We start from the raw sequence: 18324 nt of genomic DNA, 5'->3' as shown, positions 1-18324 counted from the left end.
AAATCGGACGTCGCCCTAATGATCAATAGTGAGGATATCTTGGAAAAAAAACCAAAAATTATTTTGTCGTCACAAGACCTGGAACGACTGGAAGCGTTGTTGTATGCCTTGGGAAATAACTTGTCGCCGGACAAGGCCGCCTTGCTCGATGAGCTGGGCCGTGCCGAAGTGCTCGAGCCGCAAGAAATACCGCCCACCGTGGTGACGATGAATTCCACCGTGCGCTTCACGGTGGAAAACAAGGAGGAATTCTGCCTGACGCTCGTGTATCCAAAGGATGTGGAAGGCCAGGCCGACCGCATTTCCGTGCTGGCGCCCGTCGGCAGTGCACTGCTGGGCCTGTCTGTCGGCGACAGCATCGCCTGGCCCATGCCCGGCGGCGTGGTGAAGGTAAAGATCGAAGAAATCGTTTATCAGCCTGAACGGGCCGGCGAATACCACCGTTAAGCTGTGATGGCGGACGGCGCCTGCCGTTCGCCTGCCTGGCCGTGTTTCCAATAATCAACTATTGCGTTGCACGCGCACCACCAGCCAGCCCGCCACGACGGTAAACGTGACGATGATGGCAACGATGATCCAGAAGCCCTGCGGGTGCTGGGCCAGCGGAATTCCCCCCACATTCATGCCCAGCATGCCGGCGATGATATTGATCGGCAAGGCCAGCACGGTGACGATGGTCAGCACGAACAGACTGCGGCTGTTTTCCTCGTTGACCCTGGCGGCAATCTCTTCCTGCAGCAGCTTGATGCGCTCCTGCAAGGACGACATATCGCTGAGCACCACGGAAAATTCCTCCGTCGACTGGCGCAATTCCAGGCTGTCCAGCTCCGACACCCACGAAGGGGGGCGTTGCAGCAGGCGGAACAGGGCTGCCGGTTCCGGCGCCAGCAGGCGCTGCAGGCGCACCAGCACGCGCCGCATGGCGCCCAGGTCTTCGCGCTTGGGCACCAGGCGCCCGGCCAGCAAGTGGTCTTCGATATCGTCGACCCGCGCCACGGCATCGCGCACGATGTTGACCAGCACGTCGGCCTGGTCGCGCAGCAAATGGATCAGCAGTTCCACCGACGAGCGGATCGGCTCGTGGTTCTTGATGACGGCCTGGCGCAAGCGTTCGATCGACTGCAGCGGCGCGCGGCGCGCCGTGATGACGAGGTCTTGCGCCACGCTGGCCCACATGGTGGAAATGTCGGACGCTTCGAACGAGAAATTGTGCACCACATCGTTGACCACGGCGATCAGGGTGTTTTCCGCCTGTTCGATGCGCGTCGAACGCGAACCCTGGTGCAGGGTCTCATAGAATTCAGCGGCCAGCTGCGTATGCGTCATCAGCCATTTTTCGCTGGCCGCATGCGATAAATTGAAATGCAGCCAGACGAATTGCTGCGCCGGCCTGGCCGCGCCATCGGCCAGCCAGGCCAGGGCAGCCGTCGAATCGAGCGCCAGCGGCTGCGCCTCGCGGCCAAACAGGAAGCCCCAGACCAGGCCCGAGGTGTCCGAACCGTAGGTAAAAGCGGCATTTTCCATCGCCATCGTGAATCTTTCTCGCGCAGTATGATTGATCGTCGCGCGATTTTAATACACTGATATGTCGGGAAAATGACAAGGCCACCGCGATGGGTGGCCTTGGCGGCGACTACCGCCGCGTGTTAGCTGCGGTTCGGATTGTCCGGACGCCGGTCTTTGCGGTTCGGTACGCCATCGCCGTCGCCGTCGCGGTCGTGGCGCTTGCCATTGTCGCGGTCATAGCGGTTGGGGATGCCGTCGCGGTCGCGGTCGCCATTCGGGCCGCGTGGCGACCAGCGGGCTTGCTGCATCTGCCAGCGGCCATCACGCTGGTTCCAGGCGGGCGGCGCATACACATAGCCGGGGCGTTCGGCGATCCACGCGCCAGGGGTCCAGGCGTAGCGCTGGCTACGCCATTCCCAGTGGCCGGGCGCCCAGAGGTAGCCGTGGCGGGCGCGCGGGATAGCTTCGCGGCGCGGCGGTGGCGGGGCGATGCGGACCTCGTCATAGCGCACGGGCTGCACTTGCGCGGCGACCCAGCCGCCACGATCCAGGCGCCAGCGCTTGTTCTCTTGTATCCAGGCGGCGCGGCGGTACTGGTTGCCACTGCGTTCGCGCAGCCATTCGCCGCTGTTCCAGACATGGCGCTGGCCGTCCCAGTTCCAGTAACCGGGCGCCCAGACATAGCCGGCGCGCGGCGCCGGCGCGCTTTCAAAGCGTGGCGGAGGCGGGGCGTTGCCGACGACAATGCTCACGCCGAGCTGATTCTGTGCCATCGCCTGCACGGGCAAGAAAGCCGCGGTGCTGATGGCAAGCATGGCTGCTGCGTAGAGTGTGATGGGTTTCATGGGGTGCTCCATTTCGGTGGTTGCGTGAAATGGACTATAGCCACTTGCCGGCGGTTTTTCGCCTTTGATTCAACTTATTACAATTGACACAATACTGTGTATCCGTGTATCGGTGGCGGATACAAATGGCGGCCTGGCGCGGCAGTTAGCCGTGGTGCGCCAGGCGGCATAAGGTCAGCATGGAAGGCTCACAGGGTGCTGGCGCTGGCGTTGCCCAGCAAGGCTTGCCGTTCCTCGATCAGCGAGATTTTCTTTTCCTGTTCCGTCAGGCGCTTGGCGCTGACCACCACCACGGGGATGGCACCGGCTTGCGCCGCCTGTGGTTGGCTGAAACTGGCATAGCTGGCGTAGCTGGCGCCGCAGGCGATGGCGACGGCGACGGTGAAGATGGCTTCCATGTTTTTCAGGGCGTTTTTTGGCGTGTTCATGATCGTTCCTTTCGGGTGGCGGCTGGGTATGTCTGCACTGTAGCCAGGCGCGCGCCGCTGCGCCATGCAGATGCGACCAGCCGTGGTTTTGGCGGGATGGCCTGCAAAAAAACGGCGCTGAAATGCCTGCGCACGGGGCTGGCGGGCGACCGCTTGAATTGAGGCCTAATTAGCCCTGTATCCCTGCATATGAATGCAATTGCTCTATGGCATTATTTGACACTGCACAGTGTTGTGCGCCTGTTGTGCACACGCGGCGCCCGGCAGGTGCTGCGCCAGCTGTCCTGCTAGAATCGGCATGGCAGCCGTGTTGCGCACACTTGCGCACACAATCATTCTCATCAGGAGTCACACATGTTCCAATTGTTTGGTTTTGGCGGCGCCCGCTGCCCCCGTTGCGAGCACAAGAACGGCGCTGCCGCCGGTTATTGCGCGCAATGCGGTTTGTCGCTGGGCGCCCCCGACAGCGACGCGGTGCTGCATGCCAATCAATGGCATCTTGCTGATGGGCAACTAGCCCTGTTCTTTGGCGTGCGCGAACTGTCCTCGCTGTTCGGCGGCGCGGCGCGCCGCCTGCAGGTGCCCGCCGAGTCGCGCGCCTGGATCGTGCAATCGGACGCTTTTACCCTGATACCGGCCGGCGACTACGACAGCGCCGCCTTCTTTGCGCGCCTGCCGGCGCTGCTGCCGGCGCGCCCGGCCGAAGTGCTGATCGCGCGCGCCGATGCCGTCAGCCTGGAATTCGACTTGCCCGGCCTGGCCAGCACGGAGCTGCTGAGCATTGCCGCATCCCTGCGTATGGATATCGCGCTGGGCCAGCCCGATGCGTTCGCGCGCCAGTTCATGCGCGCGCCGGGCGCCGTCACGCGCGCCCACCTGCACGCCTTGCTGCTGCCGTCCGTGCGCCAGATTGCGCTGGAATTCATCGGCAGCCGCGCGCTGCGCGAGATGGATGCGAATGCCGACTTGCGGCCCGAATTGAACGAACGCCTGCAATCGGCCCTGACGCAGCGCCTGGCGCCCAGCGGCCTGGCCGTGGCGCGCGTGGAAACCCTCAGCCTGCGGCACGACAAGCGCGAGGGCAACGGCGACGCAGCCATCGGCACCCTGTGGCTGGGCGGCTTGCCGGCGCAGGCATTGGAGCAGCACAGCCTGGAACGCATGAAGCAGCTCGACCAGCTGTATGGCGAGGAAGAGTGGCAGCGCATCCGCCGCGAAGAACTGGCGGCGCGCCATGCGCACCGGCGCGCGGAACTGCAGCAGGATGCGACGCTGGAAAAGGCGGAGCTGGGGCACCAGGAAGCGGAGCGCCTGCAAGCGCTGCGCGGGCGCCAGATCGACCTGTATGGGCGCATTCTGGAAGCGAAATCGAGGCGCCAGGCGCTCGACCATGGCGCCGCGCTGGCGCTGGGCGAGCTGGAACAGGAACTGGCGCAAAAGGGCGCACAGCGCGCCGATGAAGCGGCCAACTGGGAACACGTGCGCGCGCTGGCCGCCATCAAGATGCGCAGCGAGCTGGAACTGTCGCAGCTGCATGGGCGCGAACAGGTCCAGCTGGCGCAGCAGCGCTTTACGCATCAAGTCCACTTGCAGTCGATCGCGCAGCAGATCGAAAGCGCGTTGCTGATCGATGACGAGACGGGACGCCGCACCCAGCTGGCGCGCCTGCGCCAGGCGCAAGCGGATGCGGCCCGGCGCGAGGCGCAGCTGGAGGCGGAGCAGCACCAGGCCGCCTGGCAGGGCCTGATGCTGGCGAATGCGGCGCGCAAGCGCGAGGCTGAGCGGGTGCAGGAGTGGGAAGACCAGATGCAGCTGGCGCGCCAGCGCGAATTGCTGCGCGCCGAGGCGCACAAGGATGAAGCGGCCCAGGTGCAGGCGACGGAGATTGCGGAAAAAGTCGCGGCGCTGCGGCGCGGCGGCGCGCGCGAGGATGCCATCGCGCAGCAGGAAAAGCTGCTGCGCACCATCGAGGCTGACGGCGTGCACGCGCGCCAGCTGCAGCAGCAAACGCAGCTGGCGCAGCTCGATGCGCTGGCCATCGAGGAACAGCGCCAGCAACTGCGCCAGCTGGAGCAGGAAGCGCAATGGCAGCGCGACTTGCTGGCCATGGCGCAGCAGCGCGAAAGCGATTACGCGCGCTGGAAGGGCGAATACGAAGCCCTGCTGGCGCAGCAGGCGCATGCGGCCGAACTGGCGCGCATCGACATCGACCGCATCGAGAAAATCGGCTCCCTGAGCGACACGGGCAAGGTGGCCATGGCCACCGGCCAGAATGCGGTCGCGCTGGCGCAAGTGCTCAAGGTGCAGCTGCAGGCGGGCATGAGCGCCGAGCAACTACACGCGCTGGCGGCGCTGGCGGCGGCCGAAAACAGCGTCGCGCCGCTGGAGGCCATGCGCATGGCGCAAGACAGCGTGGCGCAGGAGCGCAACTACCTGGAAGGCCAGGCGGAACGCGAACGGCGCCAGCAGCTCGACCTGATTAAGCTGCAAAATGCGGCGCATGCGCATGGCCTGTCGGCGCAGGCGCAGCTGGGCGTGGCCGTGGCGCAGGCGCTGCAGCCTGGCGCGGCCTCTGCCGCTGCAGCGCCGGCCCGCTGCAAGAACGGCCATGCGCAGCGCGCGGGCCATCCGGAAGATACATTCTGCGCCGCCTGCGGCGTCCCCTTGCAGCCTTGATGGAAGCGTTTCACCCCCGATGATGCAAAAAGCACGAGACAAACTGCGGGAACTGCGCGCCCTCCACGACGACGGGCTGCTCAGCGAACAGGACTTTGAACGCCGCAAGAACGCCATCCTCGACGCCGAATACGCGCCGCCCGGCGTCGCCCCTGTGGCCGCGCCGCTACCCGTACGCCAGGGTACGGAACTGGGCTTCATGACAGGCCAGGAAATCGGTCCGCAAAACCGCCGCTACCGGCTCGAACGGCTGATCGGCACGGGCGGCATGGGGCAGGTGTGGCAAGCCACCGACCTGGCCACGCACGCAGAGCTGGGCAGCAGCGAAATGGTGGCGCTGAAGATATTGCCGCCCCAGCTGACGCAGAGCGCCACGCATGCCAAGCTGCTGATCGAGGAAGCTACCCAGGCGCGCAAACTCGCGCATGAAAACATCGTGCGCGTCTACGAATGGGCGCAGGACCCGGCCACGGCCAGTTATTTCATCATCATGGAATGCCTCGATGGCGAAGACCTCGAGCACTACCTGGGCCGCCAGGGCGCGCTGCCCCTGTCGAGCGTGCAGGAATTGCTGCAACCGGTGGCCGAGGCCCTGTCGTATGCGTGGGAAAAGCACAAGCTGGTACACCGCGACATCAAGCCGGGCAATGTCTTCCTGACGGCGAAAGGCGACATCAAGCTGCTCGATTACGGTATCGCCTCACGCGTGCGCAATGCGGGCAGCAGCCTGGCGCTGGAAACGCCGAATGCGGGCACGCACGGTTATCGGGCGCCCGAGGCAGGCGCCAACCAGCGCCAGCCCAGTCCGCGCCTGGACGTGTATGCGGTGGCGGTGATGATTTACCAGATGCTCGAAGGGCGCATGCCCTTCGACGATGCGCGCAGCGCCAGCCATCTGCCCTCGCCACCGCAGGCGCTCAATGCAGCGCAGTGGCAGGTGCTGCAGAACGGCTTTTCCTTGACGGCGGAACTGCGGCCGCAATCGGTGCAAGCCTTGCTGGAAGGGCTGGAGCGTGCTGCCGGGCCGTCGCCCGAAGAATTGGCGGAACAGGCGCGCCAGCAGCAGGCACGCGCGGCGCAGCAGGCGCAGCAACAACGGCAGGCGGTGCTGGCCGCGGAACAGGCGCGCGAGGAAGAGGTCAAGCGGGCCCGGATACGCCAGGAAGAGCTGGACCAGCGGCGCAAGGCGGAAATCCAGGCGGCTGCGCTGGAAAAGCAGCGGCAGGACAAACTGCGCCGCGAACAGGAGGCGCAGCGCCATTTCGAGGCGGAAGAGGCGCGCAAGCTGCGCAAGGAAGCGCTGCGCGGCCAGTTGCGCGCGCGCCGCGAAGCCGATGCCGCCACGGCCTTGCAGGAGCATCAGGAATTGCAGCGCAAGGCCATCGTCGCCAAGGCGGAGGCGGCCTATCGCGCCGAGCAGGAACGCGCGCGTCGCGCAGAGGCCAGCCGCGCCGCCGCGGCGGTTCCTGCGCCGGCATCCGCGCCGGCGCCAGAAGCGGAATCGCAACCCGAACATGTGCAGCCGGTGGCCAATGCCGAAGGCATCTTGCGCGACGATTTCCTCGATGGCGCGGGACAGGGGCCGGAACTGGTGCTCATTCCCAGCGGCCGCTTCCAGGTGGGCGCGCACGAGGCGGAACACAAGGCGGCCATCCAGGCCGGCTCGCAACAGACCTGGCTGGAGCGCGAGATGCCGCAGCACTGGGTCGGCATCGAGCGCCCGTTCGCGCTGGCGCGCCACCCCGTCAGCGTGGGCGAATGGCGCGCCTTCGTCAAGGCGACCGACTGGGCGGGCGGGTCGGAAACGGACTGGGACAATCCCGGTTTCGTGCAAACCGACCTGCACCCGGTGGTCGGCGTGAGCTGGAATGACGCGCAGCTGTACCTGGCGTGGTTGAGCGAGCGCACGGGCCGGCAGTATCGCCTGCCCAGCGAAGCGGAGTGGGAATACGCCTGCCGCGCCGGCACGCGCACGGCCTTCAACGTGGGCGACACGATCAGCACCGAGCAAGCCAACTACGACGGCCTGTATGTCTACAACGGCGGCCCGCGCGGCGTGTATCGGGGCGGCACCAGTCCGCTGGGCAGCTTCGCGCCGAATCCATGGGGCCTGTTCGACATGCATGGCAATGTGTGGGAATGGGTGCAGGACGTGGTGCACGACAATTACGCAGGCGCGCCCGTCGATGGCAGCGCGTGGGAAGAGGGCAGCGACAGCAGCCGGCGCATCCTGCGCGGCGGCTCCTGGCTGTACCACCCGCGCTACCTGCGCTCGGCCCTGCGCAACGGCTTTTCCAGCGTGCTGTCGAACGATATCGTGGGTTTTCGCGTGGCGCGCACGCTCGATTAGGCAGCCACGACGTACAGCTTCGTCGCGCCGGACCTTGCGAAAGGGGGCGCAGACGGTCGACGCCTTGTTCCGCACCAAATAGCCCGGCGCCCGGGGAGCGGGCTGCGCAAAGCGGGCAAACGGTGTAAATTGTGGCTTTCCAAACGCAGCAAGGAACGCCATGACCATCAAAGCCATCCGCGACCAGTCGCAAGCCATGCGCCACATCGTGCACGTGCGCGACCATATCATTTCCGCCGACGCCTCGGTGGAAGAGGGCGGCGGCGATGCCGGCCCGTCGCCGCACGACCTGTATGACGCGGCCCTGTCGGCCTGCAAGGCGCTCACCGTGGTCTGGTACGCCAGACACAAGGGTATTCCCCTGGAACATGTGGAAGTGTCGACGGAGCGCGATGCCAGCGAAGAGCGCAAGGGCGTGTACCGCCTGGCCACCACCCTGCACCTGACCGGTGAGCTGACGGATGCGCAGCGCCAGGAGTTGCTGGCTGCGGCCGGTAAATGCCCGCTGCATAAATTGATGACGGCTGTGACCACCGAAGTGACGACGGTGCTGGCATGAGCGCGTCCATCCTGAAAAGCCACGAAAAGGACCTCGGTGGCGGCTTCGTCGTACGGCGTTTGCTGCCCTCCGCCGTCAAACAGGCTGTCGGCCCCTTCATTTTCTTTGACCATTTCGGCCCCATCGACGTGGCGCCGGATGCCAACCACGACGTGCGCCCCCATCCGCATATCGGCCTGGCCACCGTTACCTATCTGTTTGAAGGCGCGATCGACCACCGCGACAGCATTGGCTTCCACCAGCGCATCGAGCCAGGCGCCATCAACTGGATGACGGCCGGGCGCGGCATCGTGCATTCGGAGCGCACGCCGCATGACCTGGCCGGCCAGCCGCACCGCACGCACGGCTTGCAGCTGTGGGCCGCCCTGCCGAAGGCGCATGCAGAAGATGAACCGAGTTTCGTGCACACGCCGCAGGCCGACATTCCCGTCGTGGCGCTCGATGGCGCCGTCGTCAAAGTCTTGATCGGCACGGCGTTTGGCCAGACCTCGCCCGTGCGCACCTATATGCAGACGCTGTACCTAGACGTGGCGCTAGAGGCGGGGCGCGCGTTGCGCCTGGAGAGCTTGCCGGCGGAAGCGGCGGTGTATCCGATCAGCGGGGAGGTGCTGCTCGATGACGTGGCGCTGGTGCCGCATACCATGGCGCTGCTGGAGGCCGGCGCCGTGCCCGTGGTGACGGCAGGCAGCGGTCCCGTGCAATTCGTCGTCATCGGCGGCGAACCGCTGGACGGCCACCGCTTCCTGTTCTGGAATTTCGTCTCGTCGAGCAAGGCGCGCTTGTCGCAGGCGGCTGACGACTGGAGCGCCCAGCGCATGGGGCAAGTGCCGGGCGAGACGGAATTCATCCCGCTGCCGAAGGCGCCCCTGCGCCCGGCAAGTTAGCCCTTCCCTTGGAAGCGCGCTGGGCCTGATCACCTTGCCACGTTGCCGGCGTCAATTGGCGTCAGCTACCCAGGCGCCAGCGCTCCTGCCACTGTTGCAGATCCGCCCAGGCCGTCTGGAGTGCGCCGGCCGACCAGTGCAGCAGGCTGTCGAGCGCCAGCAGGGTGCGCCGCAGGTGGATGCCATCGAAAAACACGTGGTCGGCCACGACGGTGGCGGCCAGCCAGGCGGCGAGGATGACGATGATGTCGTGGCGGCCGCTTTTCCACCAGCGCAGCGAGTGGCGGCGGAAAATCCACGGCACGCCCAGCGGATTGGGCCAGTCGGCCAGCAAATGCATGATGCCGCCAGCGGCAAAGCCGAACAGGGGCGGCGCCCACAGATGGTGCGGCAATTGCAGGTAGGTGTAGACGAGCAGGCCGATCCAGGCCAGGCCCCAGTGGGTCCAGGTGCGGTGCGTGATCCACAGCCGGTGCGTGCGCGCCCACCAGGCCACCTCCAGCCAGTCCGGCGCCGTGCCGCCCAGCGCCCCCATGACAAAGGCGAGCATGCTCAGCACTTGATAGGGGCCACCGGCGCCAGCGTGTGCGACCAGGGCTGCGGCGATCACGCCAGCAGCCCAACCGGTCGCATGATGCGCTTTGTTGGAAGCCATAGAAAATGTAAAACGCCATGCGGGCGCTGTGTGAAATGCGAGGGATATTAACTGGATGAATATACAGTATGCAAGGGCGTGGAGGGGTGCAATTTGCAGAATATCTGGCGATAATTTGTTAAATTGTGTGTCGCCTCAGCCTTGCCAGCGAACTCGGCAACTCATGCAGGGCGGTCAAGCATGTTATGCGGTTGATAATGTAATTGGCGCAGGGCGCGCTATGCTGAAAGCAGTAGCTTGATGTGAGGAGGTGTCGCCATGAAAATCCCGCGCGAATTGCAGATACCCGCCATCGTGTTGACGCTGGAAGCGGTGTTCATTCTGGGGCTGTCGATGATTTTTCTTGTACTGGTGCCCCGCTAGTACCTTGCCGATAACTGCAGATTTACAACAGTGTTACTATGCGGTTTGCATGGTGTTGTCGCACAGCGCTGCGCCTTCGGTGCGGATGATCCAGCATTCCGGATACGGTTCGCTGGCGAAGCGCTTGTGCCGCGCGAAGCCGCTGAGCTTGTCGAGCGCAGTGACGGGTGCCAGCGCTGTTTCCTTGCCACTGGCGGTATCGAGGTGCCAGAAGCCGCCGTTGCGGTGGAAGAGCACGGGAAGGCAGCTTGCCTGCGGCGTGGCAAGGTGGCTTGCCGGCGTGGGCTGGGTGTCGGGCAGCAGCAGGTAAAAGCATTCGGCGCGCGCGCCGTGGTCGATGCGGTGCAGGATCACGCCGTGCGCGAGCAGGGCCGTGACGCTGAGCACGACGATGCCCTTGATGCTGGCAGACAATTCGATGCGCATGCCCAGGCGCAGCGCGACGGGCTTGTGCTTGCCGGGCCATACGCCGTCGAGCAGCATGCCATAGCGCGACACATCCTCGATTTCAAAACCTTGCTGGCCGCGCCGGATGATGGCATGGCGGCCCGACAGGCGGCGCGTCAAGCCATTGTTGTCCTGGCCGTCGGGACTGAAATGGCTGAGCAGCACGTCGGCTTCCGGGTCCACCAGTTCGAAGCGGCCCAGCATGCATTCTTCCAGCGCGAACAGGCGGATCTGGCGCTGTTCGCCCGCTTCCGGCGCCGCATTGACGAGGCAGGCCGCCTGGCTGGGGTGCGGATGGCAGTGGCTGGCGGCGGGCAGGTCGACTTCGATCAGCTCTTCATCCCAGGCAATGGTGGTAAAACCCATGTCGATCTTGCCTTGCGGCGCAGATAAATCCACGTGGGCAATGCCGGCATTGCGCGCCGTCACGTCGAGGTTGCAGCCGTCGCCACCCGTCACGCGGGCGATCGAAGCGTCGTCGGCCATCACGCGCACGTTTTTGTGCGTGCTGAGGAATATCTGGTGGATTTCCGTCAGGGTGGCGTCGCGGCGCGGCACCAGGATGACGAAGGTGCATACCCATTTCTGCGCCACGGCGCCATCGAGGTGGCTGTGCACTTCCACGTCGATCTGGTATTGCCCGTGTTCCTTGTTGCGCGAGGAAAAATCGACAAACACGGGCCGCCAGTCGCCGCGCGTGGTGCGCACGAAATCATGCTGCACATGGCCGCGGGGAATCAGGTCCGAGCGCAGGCGCAAGGTCAGCTGCGGCGCGCAGGCGGCGCTCATGCCACGCAATTCCATTTTCAGGGTTTGCCGTCCGCCTGCCGCGCGGGGATCGAAGCCGCTGATGTGCAGATGCGCTTGCACGGGCTGGTAGGCCGGGGGAGCCGTTGGCGGCGCAACGGGGGCTGGCGTGAACGTCCGTGGTGCGGCGGAGACCGGCACAGGGCTGCTCACGGCATGAAACACAGCGTCATGGGCCGGGGCGTGCGGAAGCGCCGTTACCGATGGCTCGGAACGGGCGCTGCGCAGTGCGGTCAACAGGTCGTAGCTGCTGGGGGCAGTCATCGCTTGCGGGTGGTTGCCCGCGCAGACTGTATCCCCAGGCAAGACCCAGAACGTACAGTGCGGGTGCTCCGGGTTGCTGCATTTTTTCATGACATTCTGACTCGAATCGAGCGGGGACATTTTGCCCTCTGTTCTACATGAGAGCTTACGCGCTTTTGCGCCTGCTTGGCAACTTTCACGGCGCCGGAATGCGCTCTTTTTGCCCAAATTCATGTCCCTGGTCACATCTCCGCATGTGTATCATGGAAACTATTGCTCAAAAACACATATTATATCTTTCTGGATATGTTATTTTGATATTGCATGGCATTTCTTTCCCATCGATGCGCGTGCGTGCAGGCTGGGTATTTTTAGGACCGCGATGCGAGCCTGGCGGCGTTTTTGCATTATGCTGGCACAGCCGTTCCCTCCAACGCCGCCTGACTCAGAGAGATCACCATGCCTGCCCAACGCCCGCTTCAGCTTGCCATAGCCTATGGCGCCACCTTGTGTGTGTTTCTGGCCCTCGATGCCCTGTGGCTGGCGGTGCTGATGCAGCCCGTGTACGCCGCGGCGCTGGGGCCGCTGCTGGCGGCCACGCCCCGCTGGGCACCGGCCACGCTGTTTTATTTGCTGTACGTGACGGGACTGCTGGTCTTCGCCATCCTGCCCGGACTACGCGCGCGCCGCGGGCGCACGGCGGCAGCACTGGGCGCATTGCTGGGGCTGCTTGCCTATGGCACTTATGATTTGAGTAACTATGCGACCTTGCGTGACTGGCCGCTGGACTTGACGGTGATCGACATGGCCTGGGGCAGCGTGCTGTCGGCCGTGTCGGCGACGGCCGGTTATCTGGCAGCTAGTCGCCTGGGCCGGTGAACGCCGCATCGAAGCGCAGCACCAGCAAGGTAATGTTATCGCTGTGCAAGCCCTTTGGCGGGTGGGAGAGGAAGTCGTCAAACAGGGCGCTGACAGCCTGTGCCGCAGTCTTGCCTGCGCACAAGGCGGGCCAGCGGCCCGTGAGGGCCAGCGGATCCCCGCAGGCCCAGAAGCCGTCGCTGGCCAGCAGATAGTGGGCGCCGGGCCGCACGCGCAGCACGCGGCGGTCGCCCAGGTGCGCCAGAAAGGGCGGCAAGGTGGATGCATCGAGGCCGCGCAGGGGCTTGTCGAGCTGCAAGTTGTCGTTGATGGCGTTGCCTAAAATAAATGCCTGCGAGATTTGCGGATGGTGCTCGCCATGCACGGCGGCGCGCCAGCGCGTTTCGTCGAGCGCGCCGCGCATGGCGTACACGGTGGCCGGCACGTGGTCGACGGTCAGGATGCTGGCCGCGCCGTCGACCAGTTCATACAGGCGCGAATCGCCCACGTGATACAGCAGCGGCGCTTCGCCGGGTGGCACTTCCAGCAAGGTCAGGGTGGTGCCGGGCGGACGCGCCTGGGCTGGCGCATCGCTGGCGAAACGGTCTTGCAAGCGCGTGTGCAAGGCGTCGAGCCTGGCTGCCAGGCTGGCCGTGTCGATGCAGGCGGGTACTGCCAGCAAGCCTTGCACGGCTGCTTCCGCCGCCTCGCGCCCCTGGCCATGGCCACCCATGCCGTCGAGCACGGCGGCGCGCACATGGCCGGGCGGCCAGCCAGGTACCTGGCAGTGCAACGGCGCCTGCTGCGACAGGCAGACGGCGTGGCCGCTGGCATCGATCAGCAGGAAGTTATCCTGGTTCTCGCGCCGCGGCACGGAGCCGGCGCCCACGCTGCTGCCGGCGGCGGCATCGAGCCAGGGGCCGAAGTCTAGCGCGTCTTTGAGTAAATGCATCGGTTGGAGCGGTCCAGGCGGCCAGCTATGTTAATCGTAGGACACAGCTTAGCCGAAATTGTGCGTCGGTGATACCGTGCTTTTCGCGCAAAAAAACCTGCGGCAGCAGGCTGGCGCAGGTTTTCTATGGTGCAGGGCGGTGCTTAACGGCGATGGCCCCAACCGTGGCCATGCTCGCGGCCGCGGTCATAGTAGTCGCGGCGGCCATGGTCGCGGTAATAGCCGCGGCCCGGTTGCACGTAGACGACAGCCGGCGGGCCGTAATAGCGCGGTGGCGGCGCGTAATACACAGGCTGCGGCGCAGGCTGGTAGTAGACGGGCTGTGGCGCGGGCTGATAATACGTTTCACGATAGCCGCCGCGATAGCCGCCACGGTCATAATAACGGTCATTCGTACTGATGCTGTTGCCGACGGCGGCGCCAAGCACGCCACCGACGATAGCGCCGTTGCGGCCGCCGGTGCTGTTGCCAATGGCCGCTCCGACGACGGCGCCTGCAACGGTATTGAAGTCGCGGTCACCGGCAACTGCGGCCGAAGAAACAGCCACTGCCGCTACCATTACCGCACCCAGGAGTTTCTTGTTCAACATGGCATTTCCTTCCATTCCGGCGAGATCACGATGATCTGCATGCACTGGACTATATCTGCTGTCACAAGCTTGTTCCACGTCTAATACAACTTCTTACATTCCTGCCCCGATGGTAACAAGTCAGCGCGCCCGCGCCTGCCATTCGGGACGCAGCAGGCTGTACATTTTGACATCGCGCATCACGCCGTTGATGAAAAAGGCCTGGCGCATCAAACCTTCCTCGGTAAAACCGTTCTTTTGCGCGATGCGCTCGGAGCCGATGTTCAGCGGGTCCATCAGCAGTTCCAGCCGGTGATACGCATAGGCCTTGAACAGGTAGTCGATCACCAGGCGTGTCGCTTCGCTGATGTAGCCCTGTCCGTCCCGCTGCCGGTCGAACAGGCGGTAACCGATCTCGCGCGAGGCCGGCGTGCGGCTCTTGAAGTGCGTGATCGTGCCGATGATGTGCTGGGCATGATCTTCGATGAGGAATAATTCGCTGTCCTCGGTGACAAAGCCCGATTGCAGGAAGTCGCGCCTCATGGCCTCAGGCGACTTGAATTGCATCGAGAAAAAATCGCCGCGCGAGGGCAGGTCATTGACGAGGGAAATGTAGGTATTCAGGTCGGCGGCCTGCAAATGCCGGACAGTACAGAGGGTTCCCTTGAGCATGGCGGTTTCCGGTAGCGATCACGATCTTGATGGTAATCGACTCTGGCGTAAACAGGCAATCGATCGCGTAAAAGTTGCTGCAATGACAGAATAAATACGCTATCGTATAAAACCTCGCCCTGCCCCCTGGCCACGGCGTACCCGCTTCGACCTTGTTGACTGGAACTGACATCACATGCATACCATCCTGACTGGCGCGCCGCTGCGCCCTTCCTCTTTGTCCATCGCCATTGCCATCGCCCTTGGCTGCACCGTCAGCGCCGGCGCCTTTGCGGCCGCGCCAGGCAATGCGCCGCAAGCGCTGGCGCAGGTGCGCGACACGGCGCTGCAAAGCGACTGGGCGTATGCCCGCCTGGCCGATATGACCGATTTGATCGGCCCGCGCTTGTCCGGCTCCGCTGGCGCGGCGGCGGCCGTGCAGCAGGTGGCCGAGGCCATGCGCCAGCTGGGCGCCACCGTCACCTTGCAGCCCGTGAAAGTGCCGCACTGGGTGCGCGGCGTGGAAACGGCGGAAATCGTCGACTACGCGGGCCGTCCGCAGGGCGTGTCGCAGCGCGTGGTGCTGACCGCCCTGGGCGGCTCGGGCGCCACCCCGGCTGCGGGCCTGACGGCACCCCTCATCATCGTCAAGAGCCTGGAAGAACTCAAGGCGCGCGCGGCGCAAGTGAAGGGCGCCATCGTGCTGATCGACACGCCGTTCGACCAGGAGATGGCCGAGCGGGGTCTGGCCGGCGTGACTTACGGTCAGGGTTCGCGCTCGCGCTTCCTGGGTCCCAAGGCGGCGGCCGACCTGGGCGCGGCTGCCGCGCTGGTGCGCTCGATTGGCGGCGCGAACTTCCGCATCCCGCACGCGGGCGCCACGGGCCTGGATGATAACAAGCGCATTCCCGCCGCCGCCGTCACGGTGGAAGACGCCTTGCTGATCGCCCGCCTGGCCGCGCGCGGCCCGATGAAAATGCACCTGACGTTGACGCCGCAAAACCTGCCCGACGCCGACAGCTACAACGTGATCGCCGACTGGCCGGGCACGGACAAGGCCGATGAAGTGGTGCTGGTATCGGGCCACCTCGACTCCTGGGACCTGGCCACGGGTGCGCACGACGACGGCGCCGGCGTTGTGGCGGCCATGGGCGTGCTGGAAACCCTGAAAAGGCTCGACTACCGCCCGCGCCGCACCATCCGCGTGATCGCCTGGATGAACGAGGAAAACGGCGGGCGCGGCGGCCAGGCGTATTTCGACGCCCACAAGCAGGCGCTCGGCAAGCAATATGCGGCCATCGAGATGGACAGCGGCGCCGGTCGCCCGTTCGGCATCCTCGCCAGCGTGGGGCCGAAGTCGGAAAAGCTGTTTGCGCCCCTGCGCGCCGCCCTGCAGCCGATGGGCGCGCACGCGTTCACGCGCCGCGACGCGCTGGGCACGGGCGATTTACACCGCCTGGAAACGGGCGGCGTGCCCAGTTTCGAGCCGTTGGTCGACAGCCACAGCTACTTCCATTACCACCACACGCCGGCCGATACCTTGGACAAGGTCGACCCGGAAAACCTGAAGCGCAACGTGGCGCTGATGTCGTCGCTGGCCTGGTTCCTGGCCAATATCGATGGCGAGATCGGGCGCGCGCCGGAGCAGGGCGAGTAAGTGCCATAGCGCGGGGCGCAGCCTTGCCGGTGCGCTCCGCGTGGTGTTGACAAGGTTCATCGATCCACGCGACGTCGTCGCAGTCTGTGGGCTTGCGCCTTGCACCCTCAGATTTTCAGATACCAGCCCTCGGGAAAGACAATTTGCCTGGCCAGGGCGGCAGTCATAAGATATGCAGCTGCAAATAGTTCTCATTTATATGGGGAGCTTGTGCAGCATACTCGCCCGGCCATGGCGGCCAGGGTTTGTCTCTCTTCTGATTGTCAGGAACGCTGGTGTCCCGTCTTCGCTTGTTTTCCCCCCTCTTCCTTGCCGGCGCTCTGGCGCTGGCCAGTGCCAGCGCGCAGCCGCCTGCGCCGCGCATCGAGCGTTGTACCATCGCCGATGAGCAGGGCGACTTCGGCTTGCCCACGCCCTACACCCATGCTGGCGGCGGCATGGGCTATACGCTCACCAGCCTGATTTTCGACACCCTCGTGTGGCGCGATGCCAGCGGCAAGCTGGTGCCGGGGCTGGCTAGCGCGTGGCGGGAAAGCGCCGACCACCGTACCATTGACTTCACCTTGCGGCCCGATGCGCGCTGGCATGACGGCAAGAGCGTCACGGCGGCGGACGTGGTGTTTACTTTTGCGTATTTGCGCCAGTACCCGCATCCCCTGTTTGACCTGGGCGCCATCGACGCCGTGGACGACCTGGGCAAGGGGCGGGTGCGGGTGCGCCTGAAGCGCGTATATGCGCCGTTCGTCGCGCAGCTGGCCGGTTCGGTGCCCATCCTGCCGCAGCATGTGTATGCGCGCCTGGACGACCCCCAGCACGTGAAACAGGCCGATATCGTCGGCAGCGGCCCCTACCGCCTGGGTGCGTATGACAAGGCGGCGGGCCGCTACCTGTTTACTGCAAATGAACAGTACTACCTGGGCCCGCCCAGGGTGCGTAGCGTGCTGTTCCTGCGCATGCAGCCTTCGCTTGCCGTGGGGGCGCTCAAGCGGGGCCAGGTGGACATGATCCGCAGCCTGCCGTCGCCGCTGGCCGCCGAGGTGGCCCGCTTCGCCACGGTGGTCAGTGCGCCTTCCGGGCATCCGGTGCGGCTGCGCTTCAATCATGCGCGCGCGCCGTTTGACGACAAGCGCCTGCGCCAGGCCATCGCGCGCGGCATCGACCGGCAGGAGCTGCTGCGCGTGGTCGAGAACGGGCAGGGCGAAGTCGCTGCAGGACGCTTCGTGCGGGGCAGCATCTGGCAGAGCGGGGCACCGTTCGATGCGTATGCTTACGATCCTGCGGCAGCGCGCCGCATGCTGGCCGAGCTGGGCTACCGCGCCGCGCCCGATGGCCGCCTGCGCGACAGCGGCGGCAAACCGTGGGTACTCGAACTGGCGGCGGCGCGCAGCCTGGCGCGGCCCGCCAGTCAACTGGCGGGCCAGCTGGAAAAGCTGGGCATGGAAGTCAACGTGCGCATCATGGACAGCGGCATTCTGGGCGCGCGCATCAGCGCGACCGATTTCGACCTGGCCCTCGTCAGCCAGGGCAGCAATGGCGATCCGGAAAGCATGCTGCGGCAAACGGCGGGCAAGGGCGCCTTCAGCGATGCCTTCCGGCGCGCCGATCTGCTCGACCTGCTGTTGCAGCAGGTCGGTACCGTCGACGTGGCCAAACGGCGCGCGCTGCTCGACCACGCCCAGGCCATCTATGCCGAGGAGCTGCCCGCGTTTTTCCTGTATTCGCCGCAGTGGATCACGGCGGCCAATGCGCGCCTGCGGCCGTGGTTCACGCCGGGCGGCATCGCCGTCGGCATCTCGCTGCCGCTGAACAAACTGATGTTCGTGCAGTAGACGGGAGCCGACGCTGAGCGCTTCTACGTTCCTGGGCCGGCGCGC

At 65.2% G+C, this 18324-nt stretch carries 16 protein-coding genes; 8 read left to right on the top strand and 8 right to left on the bottom strand.

Annotated features, from left to right (window positions below):
* Positions 1-39: 39 nt before the first annotated feature.
* Positions 40-447 (top strand): nucleoside diphosphate kinase regulator, encoded by a 408-nt coding sequence (rnk, locus tag CSZ94_RS11880; protein WP_162835757.1) that lies wholly within the window; start codon positions 40-42, stop codon positions 445-447.
* 54 nt (positions 448-501) lie between these two features.
* Here rnk and CSZ94_RS11875 read toward each other — a convergent pair whose 3' ends face one another.
* The 3 genes from CSZ94_RS11875 to CSZ94_RS11865 all read right to left on the bottom strand — a co-directional run bounded on the left by CSZ94_RS11875 (position 502) and on the right by CSZ94_RS11865 (position 2779).
* Positions 502-1530 (bottom strand): transporter, encoded by a 1029-nt coding sequence (locus tag CSZ94_RS11875; protein ID WP_180977440.1) that lies wholly within the window; start codon positions 1528-1530, stop codon positions 502-504.
* Between the two features lie 116 nt (positions 1531-1646).
* Positions 1647-2351 (bottom strand): YXWGXW repeat-containing protein, encoded by a 705-nt coding sequence (locus tag CSZ94_RS11870; protein WP_102121696.1) that lies wholly within the window; start codon positions 2349-2351, stop codon positions 1647-1649.
* A gap of 188 nt (positions 2352-2539) precedes the next feature.
* The gene (locus tag CSZ94_RS11865; protein WP_102121695.1) at positions 2540-2779 is read right to left on the bottom strand and encodes a hypothetical protein; all 240 of its coding nucleotides are present in this window, start codon (positions 2777-2779) and stop codon (positions 2540-2542) included.
* Between the two features lie 354 nt (positions 2780-3133).
* On the opposite strand from CSZ94_RS11865, the gene CSZ94_RS11860 reads away from it, so the two are divergent.
* The 4 genes from CSZ94_RS11860 to CSZ94_RS11845 all read left to right on the top strand — a co-directional run bounded on the left by CSZ94_RS11860 (position 3134) and on the right by CSZ94_RS11845 (position 9248).
* Entirely contained in the window at positions 3134-5455 is a 2322-nt protein-coding gene (locus CSZ94_RS11860; protein WP_102121694.1) for a hypothetical protein, read from the top strand.
* A gap of 19 nt (positions 5456-5474) precedes the next feature.
* On the top strand, positions 5475-7805 hold the full coding sequence (locus CSZ94_RS11855) for an SUMF1/EgtB/PvdO family nonheme iron enzyme (RefSeq protein WP_180977439.1): 2331 nt from the start codon (positions 5475-5477) through the stop codon (positions 7803-7805).
* Between the two features lie 160 nt (positions 7806-7965).
* Positions 7966-8364 carry an OsmC family protein gene (locus CSZ94_RS11850; protein ID WP_102121692.1) on the top strand — a complete coding sequence of 133 codons (399 nt, stop codon included), beginning with the start codon at positions 7966-7968 and terminating at the stop codon, positions 8362-8364.
* Positions 8361-9248 (top strand): pirin family protein, encoded by an 888-nt coding sequence (locus CSZ94_RS11845; RefSeq protein WP_102121691.1) that lies wholly within the window; start codon positions 8361-8363, stop codon positions 9246-9248. Before CSZ94_RS11850 ends, CSZ94_RS11845 begins: the two co-directional genes overlap by 4 nt.
* A gap of 61 nt (positions 9249-9309) precedes the next feature.
* Here the strand turns inward: CSZ94_RS11845 and CSZ94_RS11840 are convergent, their stop codons facing one another.
* The gene (locus CSZ94_RS11840; protein WP_102121690.1) at positions 9310-9903 is read right to left on the bottom strand and encodes a metal-dependent hydrolase; all 594 of its coding nucleotides are present in this window, start codon (positions 9901-9903) and stop codon (positions 9310-9312) included.
* A 399-nt stretch (positions 9904-10302) separates the two neighbouring features.
* Positions 10303-11874 carry an FHA domain-containing protein gene (locus CSZ94_RS11835; protein ID WP_258000939.1) on the bottom strand — a complete coding sequence of 524 codons (1572 nt, stop codon included), beginning with the start codon at positions 11872-11874 and terminating at the stop codon, positions 10303-10305.
* 348 nt (positions 11875-12222) lie between these two features.
* Here CSZ94_RS11835 and CSZ94_RS11830 point away from each other — a divergent pair, with 348 nt between their 5' ends.
* A complete protein-coding gene (locus CSZ94_RS11830) occupies positions 12223-12642 on the top strand; it encodes a DUF2177 family protein (RefSeq protein ID WP_102121689.1) in 420 nt (139 codons plus the stop codon).
* Here the strand turns inward: CSZ94_RS11830 and CSZ94_RS11825 are convergent.
* The 3 genes from CSZ94_RS11825 to CSZ94_RS11815 form a co-directional block, all read right to left on the bottom strand.
* Positions 12623-13573 carry a PP2C family protein-serine/threonine phosphatase gene (locus tag CSZ94_RS11825; protein WP_102121688.1) on the bottom strand — a complete coding sequence of 317 codons (951 nt, stop codon included), beginning with the start codon at positions 13571-13573 and terminating at the stop codon, positions 12623-12625. The two genes, CSZ94_RS11830 and CSZ94_RS11825, sit on opposite strands and share 20 nt — an antisense overlap.
* A gap of 143 nt (positions 13574-13716) precedes the next feature.
* The gene (locus CSZ94_RS11820; RefSeq protein ID WP_102121687.1) at positions 13717-14163 is read right to left on the bottom strand and encodes a glycine zipper 2TM domain-containing protein; all 447 of its coding nucleotides are present in this window, start codon (positions 14161-14163) and stop codon (positions 13717-13719) included.
* 120 nt (positions 14164-14283) lie between these two features.
* Complete coding sequence (locus CSZ94_RS11815) at positions 14284-14814, bottom strand: GNAT family N-acetyltransferase (protein ID WP_102121686.1); 531 nt, start codon at positions 14812-14814, stop codon at positions 14284-14286.
* 175 nt (positions 14815-14989) lie between these two features.
* Between CSZ94_RS11815 and CSZ94_RS11810 the strand changes: the two genes are divergently transcribed.
* Positions 14990-16450 (top strand): M20/M25/M40 family metallo-hydrolase, encoded by a 1461-nt coding sequence (locus CSZ94_RS11810; RefSeq protein WP_102121685.1) that lies wholly within the window; start codon positions 14990-14992, stop codon positions 16448-16450.
* A 275-nt stretch (positions 16451-16725) separates the two neighbouring features.
* Positions 16726-18279 carry an ABC transporter substrate-binding protein gene (locus tag CSZ94_RS11805; RefSeq protein WP_146009789.1) on the top strand — a complete coding sequence of 518 codons (1554 nt, stop codon included), beginning with the start codon at positions 16726-16728 and terminating at the stop codon, positions 18277-18279.
* The last annotated feature ends 45 nt before the right edge of the window (positions 18280-18324 follow it).

Source organism: Janthinobacterium sp. ROICE36, from assembly GCF_002869965.1.
GTDB lineage: Bacteria > Pseudomonadota > Gammaproteobacteria > Burkholderiales > Burkholderiaceae_D > Janthinobacterium.
This window is presented reverse-complemented; position numbering and strand designations above follow the sequence as displayed.